Below are 23,804 nucleotides of genomic sequence, written 5' to 3'. Positions count from 1 at the left end.
ATTTCAAAGACAACCTCCCTGTTTTTTGAATGTGGTTGGCAAACCCACATCCTATTTTACAGGGAGGTCCTCTTTTTTCTATGGCTAAAGCCGTTTTTATTCCACCAGCTGAGCTGGTGTTTTTTTGCGCTTAAGCACTCAAAAACACCCGACTGATTTTCTCTTGAAATTCAGTCGGGTATTTTACACTGGAGTGTTTTGGCTCTACTGACCGATCACTACGCGAAAAGCAACCGAGCGGGCAGCCAGATAGAATTCGTCGCCATTGCGCAGTGCTACCGGCTGACCCTGTCTCACCTGGATCCCACTTCCCTGGAATGTGCCATAGTGAGAACCCAGATCGTGCAGCACAACCGTACAGGTCTGAGGATTAAACTGAACCTTGCAGTGGCTGCGGCTTACACCGGCCTGGTTATCCGGGAAAACCACATCGCAGGAAGTTGGATCCCGGCCAATCAAAAGACCTTGTGTTGGGATACTGAATGCCCGGCCTGCATACAGACCGGAAACGCCAACCAATTGTGCTGTACTCACGGGGGAACTTCTCCTTTCTAATTGAGGCTGCTCAGCAGTGGGTGCCGAAACCGGAGCAAACTGCCGAAGCACAACGAATGTGCCAGCCCACTTGTCATGCCAGGTACGCCCCCGGGGATCCGCAAAGGCTACGAAGTATCCCACACCAAACACAAACCCGGACATGTACCGGAATAAAGCCCTCAAAAAGGAACGTGAACAGGTAATCGGTTCACCTGCTTCGTCCACCACTATTAAGCCGCAAATTGACTTGCCCAGTGTAGCATGCATCCCGCTTCCTTCCAGTATGCCATAGTACAGCAGCATGCCAAACAGCAGTACCAACGCATAGACATCCACACCAAATACTAGCAAGGCCAAGTATCCAATCAGATTAAGAAAAATCCCATCCAGAAGCAGCGCAGCAATGCGCCGCCCCCAGGGTGCTTTTTGCCCATACATCATTCCGCAAATCCTCCTTGTCAGAACAGGAAGCGCAGTGTCGTTTCCCCTACCGTTATCTCATCGCCGCTGCGCAGCCGGTTAGGAGCATAGAGCCGCATTCCGCCTAAGACCGTACCGTTTTTTGTACCCAGATCTTCAATATACAGGTAACCTTCCCTGAAAAAGATACGGCTGTGCCGGGGAGCCGTTTCCCGATCATCCACCACCAAATCGCAGTCCTCACTGCTACCAATTATCATCCAGTCTTTCAGGAAGAACTGTCTTTCCCGGGTTAGGATTTTCCCCTCCAGCAGTTCCAGCTGCATGGGAATTGTGCCAGGCGCCGGGACTGTAGCCGGAATATGGGACGGTGTATCACCGGTCGGCGTCGAGACCCGCGAACGACGGCGCAGCAGCAGAACTACAAGAAGTGCAATAATTGCCAGAAGCAGCACAAATACTGCCGCCATTACCCCTATAAACAAACCGGAAGCCGCCGGGGCATTTTCTTGTTCCTGTGATACCGCAACGGCATTCTTTCCACTATCAGGAAACTCTGCAGCCGGGGGATCCTTTTCTTCCGTCGGAGAGGGGGATGTTGGTTCAGCGGCAGATTCCGGCGTGTCATTGCCCGCTTCCGGCGGAACCTGTACATTCGGCTGGTTCGCGTCATTGGCCATATGCAGACCGGACAGGCTGGTGATCTCCGGCGCGCCTTCCCTGGTAAAGAACAGCTTATACGGCTCTCTCTCGTCTGTTTTCAAAGAAAAGGTATAGGCGGTAATGTCATTTACCCGTGCCGCTATGGTATGGCCTGCATCTTCTCCGCTGCCGCCAACCACAAAGACGCCATTGCTCAGAATTTGAAGTTTTGCCAATTCATCAGGGGAGCCTCCACCGCCCAATACATAGGTGTGCAGCACAAACGGCAATGTATCCCCAAAGACTGGCGGTTCACTCTCCGCACCGCTGGACCAGCCATCGGTGAGCAGAATCAGATTGTACAGTTCGCCGTTTTTCCACTGACTATCCAGCAGTGCCTGTGCCGTTTGAGACAGCCCGTAGAAAATATCGGTATTCCCCGCAAAATTCAGGCTTTCAAGCGCGGTTTTAAGGGCCCCCGCATCATATTCGGAAGCATCCGCCGAGAAGTTGTCGCTAAACCCACAAAGGCGAAACACACATCCCGGCGTATCCGCGTTCAAGGAGTCGACCAATTGGCAAATCGTATCCAGATAGTTGCGGGTTGAACCGGAACGGTCTACCGCCAGCAGATAGGTTATCCGTTCGCCCGCTTCCGCCAGCGAAACCGTGTAATCAGGCGTACGGCCATTCAGTTGAGGAGCATCAGAATCACCGGAATTTTCATAATACACATACAGATCATTCGCCTGCACATAAGCAGCCGCCAATGTCTGCGGCCCGACCGCAAAAACGCCCGGAAAGGCCACGATCATCAACGCCAGCAGCAGGCCGATAGCCTGAAGCGTCTTTTTCATGATCGGATATCCTCCTTAGACAAACAGGCCCGCCAGTAAAGTCAGATTATCGGTATCGGGACGGATGCGCTCCATAACCCGAAGCAGCATCCACTGCGCCCACTGGGCAGCTGTATCGGATTTCAAGCAGTCTGCCAAAATTTCCTCCTGATGCAAGTACTCCCAGAAGCCATCGGAGCAAAGCAGCAGCCCATCACCCGGTGCGAAATTCATAGGCAGAAACTCCACATCCGGTACACAGCGGTCGCTGTCCCCTACAGCTCTCAGCAGGCTGGTACGGTCTTCATCCTCGTTGATCTGGCGGCGGCTAATCTGCCCTGCCTGAAATTTTTTCCATGTCACCGAATGATCCCGTGTAACCTGCCGGATTGCTCCCCCCTGAATCAGATAGAGCCGGGAGTCTCCGCAATTAGCGTAAACCAACCCTTCTTCCGCAGGAGAAGCCGCCACCAGTGTGGTCTTGAGGGACAAATGTTCTGCCTGCTGAATCTCCACCAATTTTTCATTGGCTTGAGCAATGCCCACCGTAAGCCTGGCAGCAGCATCTGCGCCGGGCGGATCTCCTTCCCGCCAGACCTTGCTCAGGCAATCCACCGCTACTTGAGCCGCCCTGTCACCATTTCCGTGCCCGCCTAAACCATCCGCCAGCAGCAGAAGCAGCGGGCGATCCGGTTGCTGTACCACCATACAACGATCTTCGTTGTAGATACGACCACCCGGATGTGTATATTGATACAGATCCCATTTCATTTGGTTACCCCAACTCTACCCGCAGCACATTCGCCGGATCTCCCACATAGAAGCTGTCGCCGGCACACAGGCGGCAAGGCACATTGGGAGTCAGGCGCTGCCCGTTCATTTGATAGGTTCCATAACTGGAGTTCAGGTCGGTAACCAGGAAATCCCCTGTTGTTGAATCCCAGCTTACTGAACAATGGCGTTTGCTTACGCCGGGGGTGCCGTCCCGAAAGGCGATTCCGCACTGAACCGAATCCCGTCCAACCAGAAGCGACCCGCTCACCGGAATCCGAAGACCGTTGTGCTGAGGTGCCATCGAACGTACTGCCGGATTTCCCGACACCACAGCAATCGGTTCCGCCTGATGAGGTGCAGAGGACGCAGTGCCTTCCATCGCTGGCACCGCCCGTTTTTTACGGGATACGACTATTAGTGCCGCTACTGCCGCAATCGCTACCGCCAATGCCCCTGCCGCCACCAAAAGCAGCGGACCGGATCCGTTGCCGTAAAGGCTATAGGCCACATTATGACTGTCCAGCAGGGGGATAACTTCCTCTACGCTGACCGCATATCCAAAGCCAGCCGTTTTGCTGCCATCCAATTCGGTAGAAACGGCTGTGGTCACCCCCAGCACCGCACCATTCACATCGGTCAGCGGACCGCCGGAACTGCCGTGGTTGAACTCCGTATCCGTCTGTACATACCGGCAACCAGTTCCCTGTTCGCTGAGCAGACGGCTGATATTGCCCGTAGTAACGGTTGCGTCCTGAATACCATAGGAAGAAATAGAGTCTACCGAAGCATCCGCAATAGCCGGGTATCCAATTGCATAGGCAGTTTCGCCAATCAGACCGTCATCCGGTATCCGCATCTGCACCGGCACCCGCTTATCAGTAGGCTGGTTCAGCCGCAGCACTGCAATGTCCTTACTTTCATTGTAATCCACAATATAGAGCGGCTCATAATCATCGGAATCATAGTAGGCTGACAGCTGCATATTGTTATAAGCGTCTTTGGTGCCGCCTCCAAGCTGTATGTAATATTCGATCACATGATAGTTGGTAACAATATACTGAGGGTCCTCACCTTTGGCTCCTACAAAAAAGCCGGTGCCCTGGCTGGAAACGAAACCGGTATCATCCTCCGCATAGAAAAAGATCATCACAACGCTGTTTCGCACTTCCGCAGCTTTGTTGGTATCTGCAAATGCCGGCATTGTCAGGCATCCCACCGCCAGCAGCAAAGCCGCCAGCCAAGATGAAACTCGTTTGAAGTTTTTCATGAAACCATCCTCTCTTTCCTCAGTATCCGCATCGGATGACCATGGCTGTAAAATTGTCCTGATACGCACGGTTCCGGCACACGATCTCCCGCTCCATCTCCTGGCATGCCTGCATCGGCGTAGGTTTGGCCAGACAATCACACAGCTCCTGCTGATTAAGTACCCCGCCCACTCCATCTGAACAAAGCAGCAGCTGATCCCCTGCCCGCAGTATAAGCGGACGTCGGGAAGCGTCCATTTCCCCAATCTGCCCACTGCCCATAAATTCACTGAGCCGCTGCGCTCCGTCTGCCTCGTTGGCGGCACGCGGGTCCAGATTGCCCTGTACAATTTGTTCTGCATACTGGGTATGACACTGATTCTGTTCCGCATTCAGCCGGGTAAGTTCTCCTTCCCGCTGCAAGTACAGATAGCTGTCCCCCACACAGGCAAACCAGAGTTTCTCCCTATAAATCAGGCAGGCTACCAAGGTAGTGCCCCCCCGCCCGGAAAACCGGTAGAACAGGCTTTCATCGGTACGCCGCACAGCTGTCATTAGTTGCTCTGCCAGGTTTCCTCCACGGTCCATGGCCAGAAACTCTTCCCGCAGCAGCTGCAGCGCCGTTTCGCTTACCGCTTTGCCGTCCTCCAGACCGCCCATGCCGTCCGCCAGCAAAGCCAGCAGCCCCTGTGTTTTAATCTCCGTCACATCGGTTGCGTTGACAAAGCAGAAGGAATCCTCCTGATATTCCCGGCCCCCCTGGTTCTGCATATTTCCCACCTGGTAACTGAGCAGCCGTCTAGGTCGGATAAAATCATTTGCCGGCTGAACGGTTCTGTCCTGCATCAGCCCCACTCCTTTTTCAGGCCGGCACTCCAGTCGAATCTCTCCCCGCACAAAGGCACAAACAGTAGCATCGTATCGCTGTTGCCAATTTCGATTGCATCAAAGGGATGCAGCGCCATCCGGCTTTCCGCTACCTGTCCGTTCACATACAGAATGGAGCTCTCACCGCAGATAAAAACAAAACTGTTGCGCTTGGCATCGTAACTGACAGTAGCCACCGCTGCCTCCCGGGACAGATTCCGATCCTTGTCCAACGAGATATCAAACCGATGACTGCCAGAACGGCCAATGGTGTTCCCCTTGGCCTTCAGCGAAAAGGAGCGGCCCCGGTCGGGTCCTGCAATACAGACCAGCCAGCCCACATCAGGGTCAAACACATCCTGGTTCATAATCGGCATGGTCTTGCCCTCGTCCTGCGCCTCCGGCGGTTTCCAGCCGGAAGGCGGCATAGTTCTGCCGCCATAGCTGTCGGCACTGCCCCACCCTGCCGGGGCCTGGGTATGGCTGTCGTCCCTGGCACGGCTGCCTCCCCAGTCTGCCGGAGCCTGGGTAGCTCCGCCGAATCCGTCCGGGGTGCTGAAATCAATAATCGACTGCTGGCTGCTGCAATAGGGGCAGCTGGCATGGGTATCGGTGTCGTAATAGTGTCCGTTTTTGCATTGCGTCATTGCCATAATATACTACCTCCGGAAATCGATTCTTTAAGGGATGTTCCACATGGCCAAACACTCTTTTCCCGGTATGCGGGACTGTTCGCATGGCAACGCACCATGGACTTGCTTTCCGGGAGTTTCCGGTTTCAGGATATCACATTCCAGGGTCCGGTCGTCGCCCGGAAGGCGACAAAATCCGCGAGACCTTACAGGGTAGTGGGCCAAAACTCCACCGTGCAGCTATCCCCCACCCGGCCGCCGCTAAAGACCTCCTCGTAGGTCAGATAGAACCGCACCGCGTCCTGCGGGACCTGGAACACCAGCAAGCCACTTTTGCTCTCGCCCGGATCCAGTTCATAAACGGCAGGGAACTGCTCCCCGGTAACCGGGTCGGTATACTCGGTGATGGGATAGACGGTTGTATCCCCATCCACCCAGGTCAGAGCAAAGTCGCTGTCATACATTTCATAGGTATAGTCGGTGGTGTTGGTCACGGTTACCCGCATCACCAGAACCTGACTGCCGGCACCGGCATCGTAGCTGCCGTAGCTGCTGCTGAGATACGCGCCATCCATCGTAAAATCAAAAAACGCACTGCTGAAAGTATCACCTATGTAACCGTGTGCCTTTCCATCCTCCGGCAGAATGGGCTGTACCGCCTCCCCACCGTATTGCCGGGCCACAAAGAAGCTTTCCGGGTCCATCAGCAGATACCGGTCCCCTTCGTATCCCGCACTGCAGCGGAAGAGCACCAAATTACCGCTCTCACTGCCTGGCAACACATTGATCATATCAATAGGGCGATCCATTTCCGGCATGGCAAAAATCTGGCGAGTCGTGCCGGTCTGGATATCATGGGAATACAGAAAATACCGGTTGTTTGCCATTCTGCCCGTGAAATAGAGCTTTCCATCCCGACCATTCAGTGATTTCAGACTGATATAGTCGCCATCGCTTGCATCCAGCACCCGGACCGGCTCCATGTCTTCCCCATCCCGCAGATCCATTTCGTAAACAGCGGAGAATACTCCTGTGCCCGAGTCTATAAAATAGAGTTTATCGTCCATTTCAAAGCAGGCAGCCGGATAGAAATAATCCAGCACCATAGTTGTCTCACCAGTGATCAGATCGAAGCGCTGCAGCTGGTGACGTTCATCCTGATAATAAAGTGCATTCTCCCAGACAAACAGGCAGTCTTCGTCATAGGCCACGCCTATCCGCTCCTCCTGGCGAAGTGTCAGGCCATCCGTCTCCCAGGCGGCGAAAAAGATCTTGTGACCTCCGCTTTCTTCATCATGCTGCAGCAGGATCAGGCCACTGCTGGTGATGATCAGGTTATCACAGTTGCTTCCCACCTTATACAGAGCGGTTTGGCTCTCCCCCTCCTGTACATAGATCCCGCCGTCCCGTGTGTCATGATAGTACAATCGGCCGTTGTATAGATTCAGAAACTGACGTGCAAACCCGTCGGTCTCCCGCTGACCGCCATCCGGCAGCACAAGCCCTCCATTGTTCAGGTTGCCGCTGGTATTGCCCACAGCAAAGGGTTTCGTCTGCGGTATTGGAAGGCCGCTTTCCGCCCTAGATTCCGCTTGTCCGGATTCATCCTGCTGCGTGGGCGGTGCCATAGCGGAATCTGGAACACGACCTGGTTCCTCATCCCGGAGAGCCATCCCCGCACAGACAAGCACTACCACCGCCGCCGCTCCCAGCAGGGCAAGCAAAGCGCGGCGGACAGCCCGCGGCTTCCTCTCTGCCAGGCACGGTATACCGGGTGTTTCCGGGTTTGCCATATCCGGTGTTTCCGGACGCGGCGGAACCGGCTGCTGACGGACGGAGGATGGATTGGTTGGCTGCGGTGAAAACGATCGCGGCATCTCGGAATGCACCGTATTCGGCTGTGTCGAAACCGACTGTGACAGGATGGACTGTGCCGGTGTCGGCGACGGAACAAAGGTCTGCGGGGCCACCAGCTGCGGTTCGGGCGAAGGCGGTGTCGGCAACGGCAGCGGCAGTTCCGGCTCCCGCGCCTCCATAGCCTCCATCATCGCAGAGGCCGTTTGCCACCGGTCGGCCGGGCGTACCGCCAGCCCCTTGAGCAAAGCCTCCTCCCAGTGTCCCGGCATGCTCACCAGCGCGGTAGGCAATATCAGTTCGTCCTCTTCCATCCGGGATGGGGCATCAGGCGGCATAAGACCGGTAACCGCCCGGTAAAAGGTAGCCGAAAAGGCATACAGATCGGTCCAGGGCCCCACGCTGCCCCGGCGCAGATACTGCTCCATGGGTGCGTAGCCCTGCTTCAGAATCACGCTCATACTGTGGCTGCGCTCCCCCAGATTGCTGCGGGCCGCACCGAAATCCAACAGCTTGACCTCGCCGCTGCGGCACAGGTAAATGTTATCCGGCGACACATCCCGGTGGACGATCCCCGCCGCATGGACAGCCGACAACGCGCTCAGAACCGGCCGCATCAGTTTCCAGGCCTCGCCGCAACCGATGCGGCCGCCCCGCTGGATCAGATACTCTTTCAGGCTGCAGCCCTCCAGGTAGTCCATGGCAAAATAGGCAGTGCCGTTTTCTTCAAAATAGGTATGTACCCCCACGATACCGGGGTGGCCGTTAAACTGGGCCAGGGTACGGGCCTCCTCCAGAAAGCGGCTGCGGCCATACTGGTAATTCTCGTTCTGTGCCCGGGTAAGCGCGCACACCTGGGTCTGGCCCGGTGTGCGCAGGGCAATGCCCTCCGGCAGATATTCCTTAATTGCCACAAGACGGCCAGCAGTCAGGTCACGGGCCACATAGGTAATGCCGAATCCGCCCTGCCCCAACGCCCGGCCCACCAGATACCGACCCGCCAGGATGCTTCCGCAAGGCAGTGCCAGCGGATATTTTTCCCGGCCCGCTGTCGGGTCCCAGCCGCAGTGAGGGCAGGGCCCAGGGCCTTCCGGCCGCTGTCCGAAGCACTGATAGCATAATGTGGGCTGATAAGACATAACGCGCCTCCTTGTGTGATTTGGTTCTGCTGTTCCAATAAAGCGTCCTTGACGGGCATCATCACACTTTTCTCAGATTGGTTCAAAGGGAATGCCGTATTCCCGGGCGTACGCCTCGGCGGTGGAGCCGGGATATCCATGGATGGTCACATTCGGACAATCAGCAAACAGCGGAGCCGGGTTTTCCTGCTCCAGATACAGATCGGTAGCGGACTGGTCTTCCCCGTTCCATACGGTGTATTTGATGGATGCACGGGAAAAATCCAGATCCACATCCATGGAGTAGATCCACACATCCCGCAGCGAACTGCAGCCCCGGAAAGTGGAGCGACTGACCTGCTGCAGACTTTCGGGCAGAATCACAGTGGTAAGGGCATCACAGCCGGCAAAGGTGCCCCACAGAGCGCGCACCCCTTCCTCGGCGGTGACAGTGCGCAGCTCCCGGCAGCCGTAAAAGGATGTACGACATTTGGTGATATTACCCGAAATGGTCACCGTGCGCAGACCGGTTTGTGCAAAGACCCCTTCGCCCAGCATACTCAGGCCGGCAGGAAGCTCCACCTCCGTCAGGGCACTGCATTCCGCAAAGGCGTTCCAGCCCAGATCTTGCAGACTGTCCGGAAGAGACAGCGCCGACAGGGAACTGCATTCCGCAAAAGCCACGCTGCCGATGGATTCCAGCCCCTCCGGCAGCAAGGCTGACTGCAGGTTTTCGCATCGCCAGAAGGTCATGCACCGATGGTTTCCAGCGGAGGCGCGAAATCCACCTTTTCCAGGGCTGTGCACTCAGAGAAGGCCATGGTGGAAAGGATCACTGTATCAGCGGGCAGAACCACCTCTCGGCTTGTCAGGCGCCGGGCATCCATAATGCCTCGCAGAATGGTACCTTCGTAATAATCCGGCAGTTTGACCGTATCTTCCTGAATGTCTTCCACAATATACAGCAGATCACTGGTAGACACCTGGTAACCGGAAGGCCATGTGTCCATATCCATAAATCGCATGCCACAGCGCGCGGCATAGCGCTCAGCCTCCGATCCCGCATGTCCCGTAATCACCAGGGAGGCTGGGCAGCCGTCAAAAGCGGACAGAGAAATATCCGAGACGCTGGACGGGATGTAGACCAACTGCAGGGAGACGCACTCCGAAAAGGCATAGGGGCCTATCGTGATCAGATCATCCGGCAGACGGATACTTTCCAGCGCGCTGCATTTGCTGAACGCCAGTTCGCCAATAGATGCCAGGCCTTGCGGCATCAGTATCTGTTCCAGCGAAGAACATCCCTCAAACGCTGCGGCCGGCAGCTCGCTCAAACCTGCGGGGAGGCGGACGCTGCGCAATTGCACGCAGGAGGAAAAAGCTGCCGCTCCCATTTGGCTAATCCCATCCGGCAGCACGATCTCTTCCAGGAAGGATTCGGCAAACGCATACCGACCTATCGACGTCATTGCCGCGGGCAGAGCCAACTGCCGCAGCGGTGTCTGGTACAGCGCTTTTTCTCCAATCGCCGTCAGTTTTTCGGGCAAAAGAAGTTCGGTCACCCCGGTACCGCTGAGTGCGTTATCTCCCAGTTTTTCCAGATTGGAATTCAATTCCACTACCGTCAGGTTTTTTCGTCCGGTCAAGGCCCCGCCGGGCAATTCTTCCAAAAACAACGGAAGAGCTACAGATTCCAGCGTGCTGGAAAACAGTTTTGGATCCGCAGCCAGGGCCGTTACCGGCTGATCGTCAATATAGTCAGGAATATCTACATCCAGGCCGCATTTTCGGCAGGCCAAAACCGTCAGGCCGCTGTCATTGGGCTGCGCGCTGTACTGATCGGCAGTGGAAAAAGGGAGTGCCGCTTCAGCTGCATATTTCTGGGCCATGCTTTCTTCCGGCCCCCATAAAGTCAGCCTGTCCGTAGTATTCACAAAGGTGTTTCCCGCAATTTGACGGGTACTGGAGGGCAGCCAGACCGTGTGCAGGGCTGCACAGTCGGAAAACGCGTATTCACCGATCGTACGGTTGCCTTCTCCCACCTGCACCATTTCCAGGTTGGCGCATCCGCTGAACGCCAGATCCGAGATGGTATATACCGTGCCCGGTATCTCCACATGCTCCAGTCTGGGATCGTTGCGGAACACACCGCTTTCAATCGCGCTTACAGGAACAAACAGGCGATGCCCCGGCAGCCGTAATTCCTGCGCGTTTCCAGAGTATCCCACCACATGAAAACCGTCGCCTCGCAGGGAATACCACACGCCTTGTCCCATAGGAAACCCATAGGTCATATTCACCACCACAGTCATGGTGGCAAAAGCCGCCAGAGCCGCAGTTACGCAAATCCGCCGGATCAGGCGCTGGCGCCGCATCATATCTTCCGGAAGCGGCAGATTGTACAGCCGGCTGCGGAATTCCGCCATACTGCGGATCCGATGGGAAGGCTGTACAGCAAGGCCTGCCATCAATGCTTTTTCCTGGCTTTTCTTCAGGTGGACGCCCCATTCCCTGGGCGGTTTCAGTGTGTCATGTTCCCGGCGGGCCACCGCTTCCGGCGGACTGTGTCCGGTAAGCAGGGCATAGATGGTCGCACTTATACCGTATACGTCCGTCCAGGGGCCCTGTTCGCCGTCCGGGTCGTACTGTTCCAGCGCTGCATAGGCTTTGTTCACCAGAATGGTTCTGTCACTGCCCCGGGCACGGCGCTCCAACAATGCCGCCGAACCGAAATCGATCAGGGTAACACTGCCGTCTTCCTTTACCATCAGATTGCTGGGACTGATGTCCCGGTGCAGTACCCCGATCCGATGCACCGCGTCCAGCGCATCAATAGCATCGCGCAGCATCCGGAACAGTTGCTCCGGCGAAGGTTTTTCCGCCGCAGTATAGGTGTCAATGGTTACACCTCGCACAAACTCCATAACAAGATACGCCGTTTGGTTCCCATCAAACCAATCGAAAATATCCACCACGCTTTTGACATTCTGAAGAGATGCCAGAATACGTGACTCGCGCCGGAATCTTTCCAGCCCCAGTTCATAGGCAGTACGGTTTTCCGGGACAGGCACCAGGTCATCGCTGATCCGCGTGTCCCGTCCCGCCAAGGATGAGGGGAAATATTCTTTTATGGCAACCGGCACCTGCAGGGTATGATCCCAGGCAGCATAGGTAATCCCGAATCCCCCTGCACCGATTACGCTGCCCAGCTGATAGCGCCCGTGCTGAAACAGGGTTCCTTCCTCTAGGGCCCAGTCGCTGGCCGGGGACATAGGGTCATAACCGCAGAAAGGGCAAACGCACTCCTCCGGCAGTTCGCGCATACATTTTGAACAGAAATATCGCTCCTGAATATTCATGCGCATCACCTTCTTTGGCGAGACTTCTCGTTATTCCCAGTATAGAGGAACACAAGAAATTCCTGTCGAATTGAAAGCGACAACTTCACAGCATTATTCGCTATGGACAAGGGTACAGACGGTTGCTACAATGAGAATAGGATTGATTTGCAGAAGGTGGGAACGTGCATGGGTCGTGAACTTCCGGCGCTCAGCACTGAGCTGATCGCTCAAGGGTTGGAGGACAACCGCTTTGATCTGAACGCCTTGCTTCACCAGGTAAAGCTGCCTTCACTGGCCAGCTGTCTGAATGAATTTCTTGGCCGCCAACGAATCAATACCGACGTAATGGCAGAACTGGCCGGTATGAATCGTGCTTCCGCATACAAAATTCTTAATGGCGAGATGAAACCCTCCCGCAATGTATTGCTGCGTATTGCACTCGTATTGGAACTTAGTTTTGAAGAGTGCCAAATTCTATTGAAATGTGGCGAACGGGCCGCTCTGAGCGCTTCCCGTCCCCGGGATCTGGTGCTGATGGATGCTGTCATCAATCGCCATTCTATTGATGACGTAAACCAGCAACTGCAGCAAAACGAATTTCTTGATCTGTATAGCCGCGGATAAGTATAGTTTTCATCAATCGTTTCCCGCTTTATGTATGCATATTTATTTTAAAAACAACGCCCTTGGTGAAGTATTGTCATCCTTCATCAAGGGCATCTTATTCTTCAAGCTGAATTTTTCTGTCCTGTCTGCCGCTTTAGTAAGTGTGTGCCGGATTCAGGCTAGATCCCCGGCAGCTTTGATCTTCACGCGGGCGGTATTGCCCGGGTAATACTGAAGAGGCACATCCTCCGCGTCGATGATCTCAACTGTCTCCCGGATGGCGCCCGCGGCAACCGCCAGTTCCACGGCCTGCGCACGGGCCTGGGCCAGGGCTTGATCACGAGGCGTTTTGTCGTAGTCGATCAGCTGTTCAAAGGTACCGCTGACCTTGGAAATGGCAGAGCCGATGGCGTTGGCCACACCGCCGCATTCCGGCTGGGTAACAGTCTTCGCACCCGCCAGCTGCGGCGGAAGGACAATGGCACCTCCGCCGACAAGAATCACATCCACATCCTCGCTGGATACCTTCATGGCGTCCAGCGCGTCTTCACACAAGGTCCGGATCGCGTCCAGGGCTTTGCGCGCAAACGTCTCATCCAAACCGGCTACCAATGTCTTATCTCCCAGATCAGCCATACCAAGCCGCACCGCGATGTCGGTTGCCGTGCAGACATCACCGCCGAAGCAGAGCGCCTTTTCATTGATCTGATATCCCACAGAATCTGGGCCGACGGTTACGGTACCGTCCGCCTGCTGCCGCACAATGGAACCGCCGCCCAAGCCAATAGAAATCACATCCGGCATCCGGAAGTTAGTGCGGACTCCACCAATGGTGACCGCCACCCCGGACTCCCGGGGAAATCCGTTCTGAATCACGCCCAGGTCGGTGGTGGTACCGCCCACATCGACCACCACGGCATTTTTCAGCTGGCTCAGATAGCAGGCACCCCGGATGGAGTTGGTGGGGCCGCAGGCAATGGTCAGAATGGGATACCGGCGGGCGTAGTCCATCGTCATCAATGTGCCGTCGTTCTGAGACAGATAAATTTCGGCCTTTGTAACCCCTTCGTCTGCCAGAGAACGGGCAAAGCCCTCGGTAAAGGACTGCGCCACCTTATACAGCGCAGCATTCAGGATCGTGGCATTTTCCCGTTCAATCAGCCCCATGGACCCGATCTCGCTGGACACCGACACATGAACATCCTCTCCCATGATCTTGCGGCAGAGTTCGGCAGCGGCCAGTTCATGGTCGTTGCGGACAGTAGAAAATACGCAGGAAATGGCCACCGATTTGACGTTCTTCGCCTTTAGTTCTTCAAAGAAAGCTGCTGCCGCCTCGGCGTCAAAGGGGGCCAGCTCCTTGCCGTCGTATTCAAAGCCACCGCCCACAACCGCGGTTTTGACCGCTATCGCTTTCAGATCCTCCGCCCAGTCCACCATAGGCGGGATACCGCGGGATGCCGGAGCACCGATTCGCAGGATACCGATTGGTGCAAGGTTTTTGCGCTCTACAATCGCATTGGTGCACTGGGTAGTACCCAGCATGGCCTGCCGGATCTGGCTGCGGTCCACACCGGACTGCTGCAGCACCGCGCGCACCGCGTTCAGGATGCCGTCGTAGATGTCGGGGGTGGTGTGCTGCTTCACCGAGGCCACGACCTGCAGATTTTCGTCGATCAGGACGGCATCGGTATTGGTGCCACCCACGTCAATTCCCAGCTTGTACATCTTCAGCAGCCTCCTTTGCAGCGCTCTTCCAGCGGAATGTAATCGGTGTCAACCCCAAAATAGCGCGGTCCCACCAGAGCCAGCCCCTCCGGTGTGCGCCACAACGGGAAGCAGGGCAGACCCACCACAAGCACTCGCTTGCCGTATTTCAGCGCATCGGTAGGCACCGGCGTAAAGGTCTCGGTATCCACCAGGCAGATCAGATCCGGTGTTGTGGCCAGGATTTGGCCGTCCACCACAGCGGTCAGGTTTTCATTCTGGAATTCCACATAGGCATTGCGTCCTTTATACTCGCCGATACCGTCCAAAACCACCTTGCCGAAGTTGAACCCGGCGCGCACCTCCCGCAGAACATCGCTGATCTTTCCCTTGAACAGTTTGCATCCCTCGGTGATCTCCAGGAAGGTTTCCTCGGGGGTTTTGTCAATTGACTCCTTGACCTTTCGGATGGCTGAGCCAAGACGCTGGCTGCGGGTCACGATACCGTGGACGCCATACTGCTTCATGAAATGGCCGTCCATCGCATACAAAGACACCGATACCGAGCCACCGCAGGCCATGGTGACCGCCCGGGCAAGTTCCTCCGTCCATTTGTTGGTAACGGTACGGAAGATGCAGGAATTCCCCTTTTCATCTACAAGCGCCATAGGTGTTGCCGAACCGCCGCCAATTGTAAAGGTTACCATCTGCAGTTCCGGGAACGCCCGGCCCATGCCGTCACAGTCCACCAGTGGCAAACCCAGACGGGCGGCAGCCGCGATCGGGAGCATCGAGTTCACGCCGCCTGCCTCAATGGGCATAAAGGCGTAGATAGGTTTGCCATAAAAGGCAGAGACGGTTTCGTACAACGCACGGTACTCTTCCCCTCCGATGGCCTTTTCACAAAGCACGGTGGGAGCGCCCATCATGGCAATGGGAACGACGAGCGCGTCATCCGGCACTTCGTCCGGGTCCAGGAGGGTAATGGGCCCGCACTCCTGAACCGCGCCGATAGCGACCAGCTTGCCCACATACGGATCACCGCCGCCGCCTGCCCCCAGCAGAGCCGCGCCCAGCGCGATGTCTTCGATTTCGGGAATTCCAATCTTACGCAAGTAAAACACTCCTTTTCAGAAAGTAGTCTGCAGGCTGCACCCGCAGGGAAACTCAGGACAGTGATTCAGCCGGTTTGGGTCCCAGCTTTGCCAGAGGCACATACACGATCAATGCTACCAAGATGCCGTTGATGGGCCCAATAAAGAACGGCAGATTCAGGAACGACAGGCCCGGAATGGTGGCGAAGGTGCCGCCGGTCACACAGGCTACCAAGGCGCCCAGCGCAAAGGCAATCACGCCGGGCAGGTAAAATCCTTTTCGGATGGCGAAATTCTCCACTTTGCCTTTGCCCAGAATCCAGTAATCGGCAATCATGACCCCCATCAATGCCGGAACAATGGCGGACAGCAGGGACAAAAAGCCCTGAATGGAGTTGAGGATACCAACAGCTGCCAGGACGGTGCCGATCGCACCGGCCACCGCGGTGGTCAGTTGGCTTTGCTTTTCATCCTGTCCCAGCAGCACAGAAAGTGCCAGGCCACCGGAATAGGCATTGGAAACGTTGGTGGTCCAGGTTGCCAGGATCAAAGCGCACAGGCCAATCATGGGCAAGCCGGCAGTGGACAGGAACACGCTGATATCATAGGAGCCGGTGCAGATAGCCAGGATACCGCCCAGCATCAGCACAATCAGGCCGGCAGGAAGAACGCCAAGGATCGAGGATTTGACCACATCGCCACGGCTTTTGGCAAACCGGCAGTAATCGCCTGAAATAGCAGCTGCTACAACAAAAGAGCCCACTGTCAGGCTTATACCGCTAACCAGATCCATAGGTGCAGCGGGCTGATATCCGATAAGCGCCGTGCCGTTGCCGGAGGCGATGTTGTAGATCAGCGTATAGGCCAGTACAAGCCCCAGCAGCGGAACGGCAATCTTATTGAGCCATTTCAAACCGCTGAACCGAAAGCAAGCGGTAAGAAGCATCACCGCGCCCCAAACCACCGAGGATAGCCAGACCGGAATGGTCACCCCGCTCATATCCGCAACCATAGTAGAAAAGGATGATCCGCAAACAGCCGCCTGAATGCCAAACCAGCCAACGCAGGAGATTGCCAGGATGGTGCTGATGATGTATTTGGCACCCAGTTCTCCCAATGCACCGCCTGCCATAACGGCGGTAGGCATGCCGGTGTCACAGGCATGCATTCCCATAAAACTCATAAAAAGACAGATCAGCAGATATCCCACCGTAATCGCCAACGCTGCCGCACCCAGGCTCAGGCCTGCGCCAATCATGCCTCCGATCATCAGGGCCGGCACGCAGATCATAGCGCCGATCCACACCATGGTAATGGAGCCCCAGCTTTGCCGCTCCTCTGCTTTGATGGTAAAGCCTTTTGTCTGTTGCATACTTTCTCCCCCTCTGCCACGCTTTGTATGTGGCTGATTTTGTTTTTGATTATAGAGAAAGAATCCTCAGAAAGCATTAGGATAAAGGATAAAGAATCCCCCTGTTCATTGTCCGAACGGACAACGAACAGGGGGAATTGGACCTGCAATATAAGCATTTAGATTAATCAGGCTGCCGCTGCAGGATGCGGCGAAGGGCAAGCGCATACAACAGATTTTTGGATTGCGGAATATCCCCTACCCGGAATCCCAGCAGGTTATCCGCCTTCTGAAGCCGGTATTTGACAGTGTTCTTATGAACAAACAAATGCTCGGCCGTTTGGGTAACGCTGGAATTCTCATCCAGCAGATAGGCAGACAGGGTATCCACAATCTCCTGCCCGTCTTTTCCCTCAAGGATCGGGTCCAGCAGCGACAGATACCGGCGCATGTGTTCTTCTCCGCCGGCGGCAAGTTCCCGGCATTCTTTTACAAACTCAATCTCGGATATAGTAAAGCAGGCGCGCCGCGGAAAGACTTTAATGCTGTCCTCCAGATAAGCCCGGTTTGTATCATAAGCGTATTTCGCGTTGGCGGTATATTGCAGCAGCGTGCACCGGGTCACTTTGGCGCACAGCTGCTTCTCTGTGCAGAACTGCACCAGTGCGTCGGTCCACTCGTCCATTTCCCGCAAAGTGCGGCTGCCCACCGGGAAGATCAAAATGTCATTTTCATAATGCTCGCACAAACCGATCCGGGTATACAGGGAAGATAACTCCGCCACTTCATCCACCCAGGGAGAGAGATTTTCGCCTCGCAGGCTGCGCAGTATCCACATGTCGCTCAGCGAGGCTACATCAATATGGTACAACTCACCCAGACGGCGCATCTTGATCGGCTCGTCCAGGATGATCGCGCGAACCAGTTCCGACAGATCTTTCTGGTCATGCGCCCGGCCCCATACGCCGATGCTCAGCCGGACGCCTTCTACTGCCTGCTTCCAGAGAAGCGGATCCAGCTTGCCATGTTCTGAAAACACGAAAAGATACATACGCCCGCATCCGCTGGGATGTATTTCTGCCTTATAGGCCCACAGGCTGCGCTCTCCTTTTATCTCCCAGGTACAGTCGCCGCGCATCTGCGCCGCCGACTGCTGGATGATCGATGCCCAGGGCATATCCTGGTTCAGCGGCCAGGACGCCTCGCTCAGCAGATGGTATTCTGAATCGGTCACCACCGCAGATGCACGCAGCCGTCCGCTGGCAATGCGCAGGATTGTTTTTACGCTTTGCTGACCGGGCGGCACCTTGGTCATCTGTTCCAGCAGGTCGATGGTAAAGGCCGGGTTATTAAGTTCATCCCGGACAATGGCGTCCATAGCCTCATGGATCACCTCGCTGTATCGCAGGTTTGGTTCATTCTCCGGCATACAGATGAGCACAAATCCCAGTTCGTCGGCCAATTGGATCAGCCTTGGATCCACCCTTGGGAGAATCAGGCCCACATAATACAGCACCATCCCCACTTCACCGGCGGCGGCAAACATCCGGATATTGGCACACTGAGCCTCTACATCGTCGGCAACATTGCAAAATCCGGTAAGGATCAGCTCGCCGCCCCAGAAGTCAATGCTTTCAAACAGAGTTTTCTGCATGGGTGTCGGGTTTGCGTATTCCAATACCGTAATACTGTTTACAATCCGGTCCAGGCCGCTGTGTCCAGCCAACACTTTTGCACGCCGCAGACAGGGCAGTTCCACCAGTTGCGCAACGGTCAGGCTCAAGGATCACTCACCTCTTTCTTTGTTACTTTATCATACCACAGCAGCCGTATGGGTGCAAACGGCATACTGCTGCGTAAAACATATAAAAAACAGACGCGGGATTTTTCGCGTCTGTTTTTTATGCAGCAGTTTTTTATTTTTTCTCGTGAGAAGGCAGCCGGATCTCCGGCATCAGTTCTTCTGAGATCACGTCCAGCATCTGCTCGATTTTCTCGGCATCCTCCTCAGCAAAGCGGGCCTTGATCCGGTCCATTACGGTGGACAGATAACTGTAGCTGATGTTGTAGTAGTCCAGGTACTTCTGGGTGGGTTCCAGATGGTACTCACGCCGGTCGTCCGGGGACTGCACCTTGCGCAGGTACCCCTTCTGGATCAGGCTGTTCACCTTGTAAGCCGCGTTGGGGGGCGAGATCTGCACAAAGCTGGCAAATTCATTGACCGTAGGATTATCCAGTGCCTGGATAATCTCCATGCAGAAGCTCTCCACCGTGGTCAGGCTGGCCTCCCGGTCATGGATCCGCTCAAACACCTTGCGGTAGAAATGCAGCTTGAATTTTGTATATACCCGGGCAAACGCCTCGTCCAGCATGGAAACGACATCCTTTCCCAAACACCGTTTTCCATTATTATACCCGCTCCGGGCGCACAAATCAACGGACGGCAAAGGTCAGCTCCGCGGTGGCGGCCAGCTGCCCGTCCACCCGGGCCACCGCCTTGCCCACCCCTACCGGGCCACGGCGGGCGGTGAGGGTGCACTCCATCTCCAGCACATCGCCGGGGGTGACCGGCCGTTTGAACCGGGCGTTTTTCACCCCGCCGAACAGCACGATCTTGCCCTTGTTTTCTTCCTCGGTGAGCAGCGCCACTGCTCCCACCTGGGCCATGGCCTCCAGAATCAGCACCCCGGGCATTACATGCAGCTGGGGAAAATGGCCGCAGAAAAAGGGCTCGCCCACCGACACGCACTTACGGCCCTCGGCCCGTACGCCCGGTTCACAGGCGGTGATGCGGTCCACCAGCTGGAAAGGAAACCGGTGGGGCAGCACCTGCATAATCTCGTTGGAATCCAGTGTCATGCTCAGTCCTCCCATTTTTTCAGCAGAATACTGGCGTTATGCCCGCCAAAGCCCAGCGAGTTGGACATGGCATACTGTACCCGGGCCATGCGGCCGGTGTTGGGCACCACGTCCAGGTCGCAGGCCGGATCGGGCTGCTCGTAGTGAATAGTAGCGGGCAGGAAATCCTCCCGCAGCGCCATCGCAGTAAATGCCGCTTCCACCGCCCCGGCAGCACCCAGCAGGTGGCCGGTCATGGACTTGGTGGAGCTGACTGCCAGCTTTGCCGCATGCTCGCCGAATGCCAGCTTGACCGCCGCGGTCTCCCCCGCGTCGTTCAGCGGAGTGGACGTGCCGTGAGCGTTGATATAGCCCACCTGCTCCGGCGACACGCCGCCGTCGGCCAGCGCCAGGGTCATGGCCCGGGCCGCGCCGGAACCGTCCGGCAGAGGGGCGGTAATGTGGTGGGCGTCGCAGGAGACGCCGTAGCCCGCCACCTCCGCCAGAATGGTGGCGCCCCGGCGCACCGCATGCTCATACTCTTCCAGCAGCAGCGCACCCGCGCCCTCCCCCATCACAAAACCGGAACGGCGCGCATCAAAGGGAACCGACGCACAGGCCGGGTCATCACCGGTGTGCAGCGCATGCAGGGAGGTAAAACCGCCCATGGCCAGCGGGGTAATGGAGGCTTCGGTGCCGCCCGCCAGCGCCACTTCGGCGTAACCGTCCCGGATGTGGCGGAAAGCGTCCCCTACCGCATTGGTGCCGGAGGCACAGGCGGTTACCGGGCAGGTGCACATGCCCCCGAACCCGTGCCGGATGGCAATATTGCCCGCGGCCATGTTGGCGATCACCATGGGGATAAAGAAGGGAGAAACCCGGTCGTAGCCTTTTTCCGCCCCTTTCAGGCACTCGGCCTGGATGGTGGTGAAACCGCCGATACCGCTGGCGAAGAACACCGCGCAGCGCCCGGCGTCCTCCTGCTCCATCAAAAGCCCTGCCGACGCCACCGCCTGGTCGGCGGCGGAGAGGGCGAACTGAACGCACCGGTCCAGCTTGCGGGCTTCCTTTTTATCCAGAAACGCGGTGGGGTCAAAGTTCTTGACCTCCGCCGCCAGGCTTACCTTCTGGCCGGCCGGATCGTAGAGGGTGATGGGACCGATGCCGCATTCCCCCCGTTTGACCGCCGCCCAGCTGTCCGCCAGATTCAGCCCCAGCGGGGTCACCGCGCCCATGCCGGTGATTACTACCCGTCGTTTTTCCATCTTGCGCCTCCTGTTCACATGGCCATGCCGCCGTCCACGCAGAGCACCTGGCCGGTGATGTATGCCGCCTCGGGTGAAGCCAGGAACGCCACCGCCGCGGCTACCTCTTCCGCCGCACCCAGCCGCGCCAGGGGGATCTGCCCCAGCAGCGCGGTGCGCACCGATTCCGGCAGCACGGCGGTCATATCCGTTTCAATAAAGCCGGGAGCCACACAGTTCACTGTGATGCCGCGGCTTGCCAGCTCCTTGGCGGCGCTCTTGGACATGCCGATCAGCCCCGCCTTGCTGGCAGCGTAGTTGGCCTGGCCCAGGTTGCCCCGCAGCCCCACCACGCTGGACAGGTTCACGATCCGGCCCCAGCGCTGCTTCATCATGGGCCGCATAACCGCCTGCATGCAGGCAAAGGCCCCTTTCAGATTGGTAGCCAGCACCGCATCGAAGTCCTGCTCGCTCATCCGCATCATCAGCCCGTCCCGGGTGATGCCCGCGTTGTTCACCAGCACGTCCACGCCGCCCCACCGTTCACTCACGGCAGCTACCAGAGCCCGGACCTGCTCCGCATCGGACACATCCGCCTGCACGGCAAAGGCATCCGGCGCCCCCTGCTGCAGGCACGCCTGCACCACCTCTTCGGCGGCGGCCGCGTTGCCCGCGTAGTTCACCGCCACACGCATACCCCGGGACGCCAGCGCCAGGCAGACCGCCCGGCCGATTCCCCGGCTGCCGCCGGTGACCAGCGCCCGTTTTGCCATCTGTTCCATTCAATTTTCCTCCTGCAGCATCCGCACCGCCTCGGCCAGTTCCCGGGCGGTCTCCACTCCCAGTACCGGCACCTTGCGCTCGGTCACCGTTTTTTTCCACAGGCCGGACAGCACCCGGCCCGGGCCGATCTCGATCACCCGGTCGATCCCCTCATCCGCCAGACGGCGCAGGGTATCCTCCATGTACACGCTGGAGCGTACCTGTTTTTCCAGCAGAGCGGGAACGGTGTCCCCGTCCCCCATGGGCCCGCCCAGGCAGTTGAAGTAGACCGGGAAGTTCATCTTGCCGAAAGGCTCCCGGGTGAACCGCTCCGCCAGCGCGCTGGCCGCGGGGGCCATCAGAGAGGTATGGAACGGCCCGGATACCTTGAGCGGCACGCAGCGCCGCGCCCCCGCCTGTTTGGCCAGTTCGCAGGCCCGCTCCACGGCGGCGGCGTCCCCGGCAATGGCCATCTGGCCGGGGCAGTTGTAGTTGGCGATCTCCACCACACCCAGAGCCGAGGCCCCGGCGCAGGCATCCGCCAAAGTCTTGCGGTCCAGACCCAGCACAGCGGCCATGCCGCTGGCACGGCCCTGTACCGCCTGCTCCATCGCCGCGCCCCGGAACGCCGCCAGCTCTACCGCCTGCCGAGGGCTGAACACCCCCGCGGCGCAGAGGGCGGAATACTCGCCCAGGCTCAGGCCCGCTGCCGCGACCGGCTGCGTGCCGGCCTCCTGCAGCACCCGGGTGACCCCGGCGGCAAACGCCACCATGCAGGGCTGGGTATATCGGGTCTGGTTCAGGGTTTCGTCGGGGCCTGCAAAGCAGAGGGATTTCAGGTCGAACTCCACCCCGGCGGCACATTCGTCCAATACCTGCCGAAAAGCCGGGAACTGCTCGTACAGATCCGCGCCCATCCCGGCGTGCTGGGCCCCCTGGCCCGCAAACAACAGCGCCAGTTTCATGCCGTTTCCTCCTTATTCCCGCACTTGGCTGTCCAGCCGGGCAACCGTATCGCCGCAGCCGCGCCACAGGTCTTCAAAGATATCGGCCAGCGGACGCACCTCGCGCAGCATGCCCGCCACCTGACCGGCCATCAAGCTGCCGGTTTCGGTGTCGCCTTCGAACACGGCCCGCCGCAGGGAACCCAGGGTGAACTGTTCCAGTTCCATCTTGTCGGCCCCGGCCTTTTCCCGGCTGAGGTAAGCGCGGGTCATCTTGTTTTTCAGCACCCGCACCGGCGTACCGCCGTTGCGGCCGGTGACCACCGTGTCAGAATCCTTGGCTGCCAGCAGCGCCTGCTTATAGTTTTCGTGGATGGGGCACTCGGTGCTGGCCAGCAGGCAGGTGCCCAGCTGCACGCCCACCGCTCCCAGGGCAAAGGCAGCCGCCAGCTGACGGCCGTCCGCAATGCCGCCCGCGGCGATCACCGGAATGCCGAACTCCTTCATGGCGTCCACCACCTGAGGCACCAGAGCCATGGTGGTCATCTCGCCCACATGGCCGCCGCTTTCGGTGCCCTCGGCGATCACGCCGTCCACACCCAGCCCGGCCAGACGGCGGGCCAGCACGGTGGCGGCCACCACCGGGAACACCTTGATGCCCGCTTCTTTCCACATGGGCACATAGGCGCCCGGGTTGCCCGCGCCGGTGGTGACCACCGCCACCTGTTCCTCCACCACGATCTTGGCCATCTCAGGAGCAGCGGGGTTCATGAGCATGATATTCACGCCGAAGGGCTTATCGGTCAGCTGCCGGCAGCGGCGGATGTGGCTGCGCAGGGTCTCGGCGTCCATACCGCCCGCCCCGATCAGGCCCAGCGCCCCCGCATTGGAGACGGCGGCGGCAAATTCGCCGGTGGCGATGTTGGCCATACCGCCCTGAATAAAGGGATATTGGGTTCCCAGGATTGTATCCAAACGCATAGTTCCTCC

At 57.6% G+C, this 23,804-nt stretch carries 20 protein-coding genes; 1 reads left to right on the top strand and 19 read right to left on the bottom strand.

Annotation, left to right across the window (positions count from 1 at the left end; genetic code table 11):
• Positions 1-204: 204 nt before the first annotated feature.
• The 9 genes from B5E65_RS13180 to B5E65_RS13145 form a co-directional block, all read right to left on the bottom strand.
• Positions 205-978 carry an RDD family protein gene (locus B5E65_RS13180; protein WP_087172232.1) on the bottom strand — a complete coding sequence of 258 codons (774 nt, stop codon included), beginning with the start codon at positions 976-978 and terminating at the stop codon, positions 205-207.
• A 17-nt stretch (positions 979-995) separates the two neighbouring features.
• Positions 996-2,456 carry an FHA domain-containing protein gene (locus B5E65_RS13175; RefSeq protein WP_087172231.1) on the bottom strand — a complete coding sequence of 487 codons (1,461 nt, stop codon included), beginning with the start codon at positions 2,454-2,456 and terminating at the stop codon, positions 996-998.
• 15 nt (positions 2,457-2,471) lie between these two features.
• Entirely contained in the window at positions 2,472-3,206 is a 735-nt protein-coding gene (locus B5E65_RS13170) for a PP2C family protein-serine/threonine phosphatase (RefSeq protein WP_087172230.1), read from the bottom strand.
• 4 nt (positions 3,207-3,210) lie between these two features.
• A complete protein-coding gene (locus tag B5E65_RS13165; RefSeq protein WP_158098598.1) occupies positions 3,211-4,476 on the bottom strand; it encodes a trypsin-like peptidase domain-containing protein in 1,266 nt (421 codons plus the stop codon).
• Between the two features lie 19 nt (positions 4,477-4,495).
• Complete coding sequence (locus B5E65_RS16080) at positions 4,496-5,302, bottom strand: PP2C family protein-serine/threonine phosphatase (RefSeq protein WP_143403028.1); 807 nt, start codon at positions 5,300-5,302, stop codon at positions 4,496-4,498.
• Positions 5,302-5,976, bottom strand: coding sequence for an FHA domain-containing protein (locus B5E65_RS13160; protein WP_143403027.1), 675 nt, complete (start codon positions 5,974-5,976; stop codon positions 5,302-5,304). Before B5E65_RS13160 ends, B5E65_RS16080 begins: the two co-directional genes overlap by 1 nt.
• A gap of 185 nt (positions 5,977-6,161) precedes the next feature.
• Positions 6,162-8,948, bottom strand: coding sequence for a protein kinase domain-containing protein (locus tag B5E65_RS13155; protein ID WP_087172227.1), 2,787 nt, complete (start codon positions 8,946-8,948; stop codon positions 6,162-6,164).
• A 72-nt stretch (positions 8,949-9,020) separates the two neighbouring features.
• Entirely contained in the window at positions 9,021-9,680 is a 660-nt protein-coding gene (locus tag B5E65_RS13150) for a leucine-rich repeat domain-containing protein (RefSeq protein ID WP_087172226.1), read from the bottom strand.
• On the bottom strand, positions 9,677-12,286 hold the full coding sequence (locus B5E65_RS13145; protein WP_158098597.1) for a leucine-rich repeat protein: 2,610 nt from the start codon (positions 12,284-12,286) through the stop codon (positions 9,677-9,679). Before B5E65_RS13145 ends, B5E65_RS13150 begins: the two co-directional genes overlap by 4 nt.
• A gap of 168 nt (positions 12,287-12,454) precedes the next feature.
• Here B5E65_RS13145 and B5E65_RS13140 point away from each other — a divergent pair, with 168 nt between their 5' ends.
• Positions 12,455-12,892, top strand: a complete 438-nt coding sequence (locus B5E65_RS13140) for a helix-turn-helix domain-containing protein (RefSeq protein WP_087172224.1) — start codon at positions 12,455-12,457, stop codon at positions 12,890-12,892.
• Between the two features lie 156 nt (positions 12,893-13,048).
• Here B5E65_RS13140 and B5E65_RS13135 read toward each other — a convergent pair whose 3' ends face one another.
• From B5E65_RS13135 to B5E65_RS13090, 10 genes are all read right to left on the bottom strand, one after another.
• Positions 13,049-14,602 carry a hydantoinase/oxoprolinase N-terminal domain-containing protein gene (locus B5E65_RS13135; RefSeq protein ID WP_087172223.1) on the bottom strand — a complete coding sequence of 518 codons (1,554 nt, stop codon included), beginning with the start codon at positions 14,600-14,602 and terminating at the stop codon, positions 13,049-13,051.
• Between the two features lie 2 nt (positions 14,603-14,604).
• The gene (locus B5E65_RS13130; protein WP_087172222.1) at positions 14,605-15,696 is read right to left on the bottom strand and encodes a DUF917 domain-containing protein; all 1,092 of its coding nucleotides are present in this window, start codon (positions 15,694-15,696) and stop codon (positions 14,605-14,607) included.
• 52 nt (positions 15,697-15,748) lie between these two features.
• Entirely contained in the window at positions 15,749-17,047 is a 1,299-nt protein-coding gene (locus tag B5E65_RS13125) for a cytosine permease (protein WP_087172221.1), read from the bottom strand.
• A gap of 163 nt (positions 17,048-17,210) precedes the next feature.
• Positions 17,211-18,809: a PucR family transcriptional regulator gene (locus B5E65_RS13120; RefSeq protein WP_087172220.1), complete on the bottom strand. Its 1,599-nt coding sequence runs from the start codon at positions 18,807-18,809 to the stop codon at positions 17,211-17,213.
• A 133-nt stretch (positions 18,810-18,942) separates the two neighbouring features.
• A complete protein-coding gene (locus B5E65_RS13115; protein ID WP_087172219.1) occupies positions 18,943-19,398 on the bottom strand; it encodes a MarR family winged helix-turn-helix transcriptional regulator in 456 nt (151 codons plus the stop codon).
• A 61-nt stretch (positions 19,399-19,459) separates the two neighbouring features.
• Positions 19,460-19,885 (bottom strand): 3-hydroxyacyl-ACP dehydratase FabZ, encoded by a 426-nt coding sequence (gene fabZ, locus B5E65_RS13110; protein ID WP_087172218.1) that lies wholly within the window; start codon positions 19,883-19,885, stop codon positions 19,460-19,462.
• 2 nt (positions 19,886-19,887) lie between these two features.
• On the bottom strand, positions 19,888-21,129 hold the full coding sequence (gene fabF / locus B5E65_RS13105; RefSeq protein ID WP_087172217.1) for a beta-ketoacyl-ACP synthase II: 1,242 nt from the start codon (positions 21,127-21,129) through the stop codon (positions 19,888-19,890).
• 14 nt (positions 21,130-21,143) lie between these two features.
• Entirely contained in the window at positions 21,144-21,890 is a 747-nt protein-coding gene (gene fabG, locus B5E65_RS13100; RefSeq protein WP_087172216.1) for a 3-oxoacyl-[acyl-carrier-protein] reductase, read from the bottom strand.
• A complete protein-coding gene (gene fabD, locus B5E65_RS13095) occupies positions 21,891-22,835 on the bottom strand; it encodes an ACP S-malonyltransferase (protein ID WP_087172215.1) in 945 nt (314 codons plus the stop codon).
• 12 nt (positions 22,836-22,847) lie between these two features.
• The gene (locus B5E65_RS13090) at positions 22,848-23,795 is read right to left on the bottom strand and encodes a nitronate monooxygenase (RefSeq protein ID WP_087172214.1); all 948 of its coding nucleotides are present in this window, start codon (positions 23,793-23,795) and stop codon (positions 22,848-22,850) included.
• Positions 23,796-23,804: the final 9 nt, after the last annotated feature.

Origin of the sequence: Gemmiger sp. An120 (assembly GCF_002160955.1) — a bacterium.
Taxonomy (GTDB): Bacteria; Bacillota; Clostridia; order Oscillospirales; family Ruminococcaceae; genus Gemmiger_A; species Gemmiger_A avium.
The sequence above is the reverse complement of the archived record's forward strand: the minus strand, read 5'-3'. Positions and strand labels throughout refer to the sequence as shown.

Coding starts and splice junctions, on each gene's coding strand:
- B5E65_RS13155 (WP_087172227.1), bottom strand. CDS start 8,948: ATGTCTTATCAGCCCACATTATGCTATCAGTGCTTCGGACAGCGGCCG.
- B5E65_RS13180 (WP_087172232.1), bottom strand. CDS start 978: ATGATGTATGGGCAAAAAGCACCCTGGGGGCGGCGCATTGCTGCGCTG.
- fabD (WP_087172215.1), bottom strand. CDS start 22,835: ATGAAACTGGCGCTGTTGTTTGCGGGCCAGGGGGCCCAGCACGCCGGG.
- B5E65_RS13170 (WP_087172230.1), bottom strand. CDS start 3,206: ATGAAATGGGATCTGTATCAATATACACATCCGGGTGGTCGTATCTAC.
- fabF (WP_087172217.1), bottom strand. CDS start 21,129: ATGGAAAAACGACGGGTAGTAATCACCGGCATGGGCGCGGTGACCCCG.
- fabG (WP_087172216.1), bottom strand. CDS start 21,890: ATGGAACAGATGGCAAAACGGGCGCTGGTCACCGGCGGCAGCCGGGGA.
- fabZ (WP_087172218.1), bottom strand. CDS start 19,885: ATGACACTGGATTCCAACGAGATTATGCAGGTGCTGCCCCACCGGTTT.
- B5E65_RS16080 (WP_143403028.1), bottom strand. CDS start 5,302: ATGCAGGACAGAACCGTTCAGCCGGCAAATGATTTTATCCGACCTAGA.
- B5E65_RS13160 (WP_143403027.1), bottom strand. CDS start 5,976: ATGGCAATGACGCAATGCAAAAACGGACACTATTACGACACCGATACC.
- B5E65_RS13150 (WP_087172226.1), bottom strand. CDS start 9,680: ATGACCTTCTGGCGATGCGAAAACCTGCAGTCAGCCTTGCTGCCGGAG.
- B5E65_RS13135 (WP_087172223.1), bottom strand. CDS start 14,602: ATGTACAAGCTGGGAATTGACGTGGGTGGCACCAATACCGATGCCGTC.
- B5E65_RS13125 (WP_087172221.1), bottom strand. CDS start 17,047: ATGCAACAGACAAAAGGCTTTACCATCAAAGCAGAGGAGCGGCAAAGC.
- B5E65_RS13145 (WP_158098597.1), bottom strand. CDS start 12,286: ATGAATATTCAGGAGCGATATTTCTGTTCAAAATGTATGCGCGAACTG.
- B5E65_RS13115 (WP_087172219.1), bottom strand. CDS start 19,398: ATGCTGGACGAGGCGTTTGCCCGGGTATATACAAAATTCAAGCTGCAT.
- B5E65_RS13090 (WP_087172214.1), bottom strand. CDS start 23,795: ATGCGTTTGGATACAATCCTGGGAACCCAATATCCCTTTATTCAGGGC.
- B5E65_RS13140 (WP_087172224.1), top strand. CDS start 12,455: ATGGGTCGTGAACTTCCGGCGCTCAGCACTGAGCTGATCGCTCAAGGG.
- B5E65_RS13175 (WP_087172231.1), bottom strand. CDS start 2,456: ATGAAAAAGACGCTTCAGGCTATCGGCCTGCTGCTGGCGTTGATGATC.
- B5E65_RS13165 (WP_158098598.1), bottom strand. CDS start 4,476: ATGAAAAACTTCAAACGAGTTTCATCTTGGCTGGCGGCTTTGCTGCTG.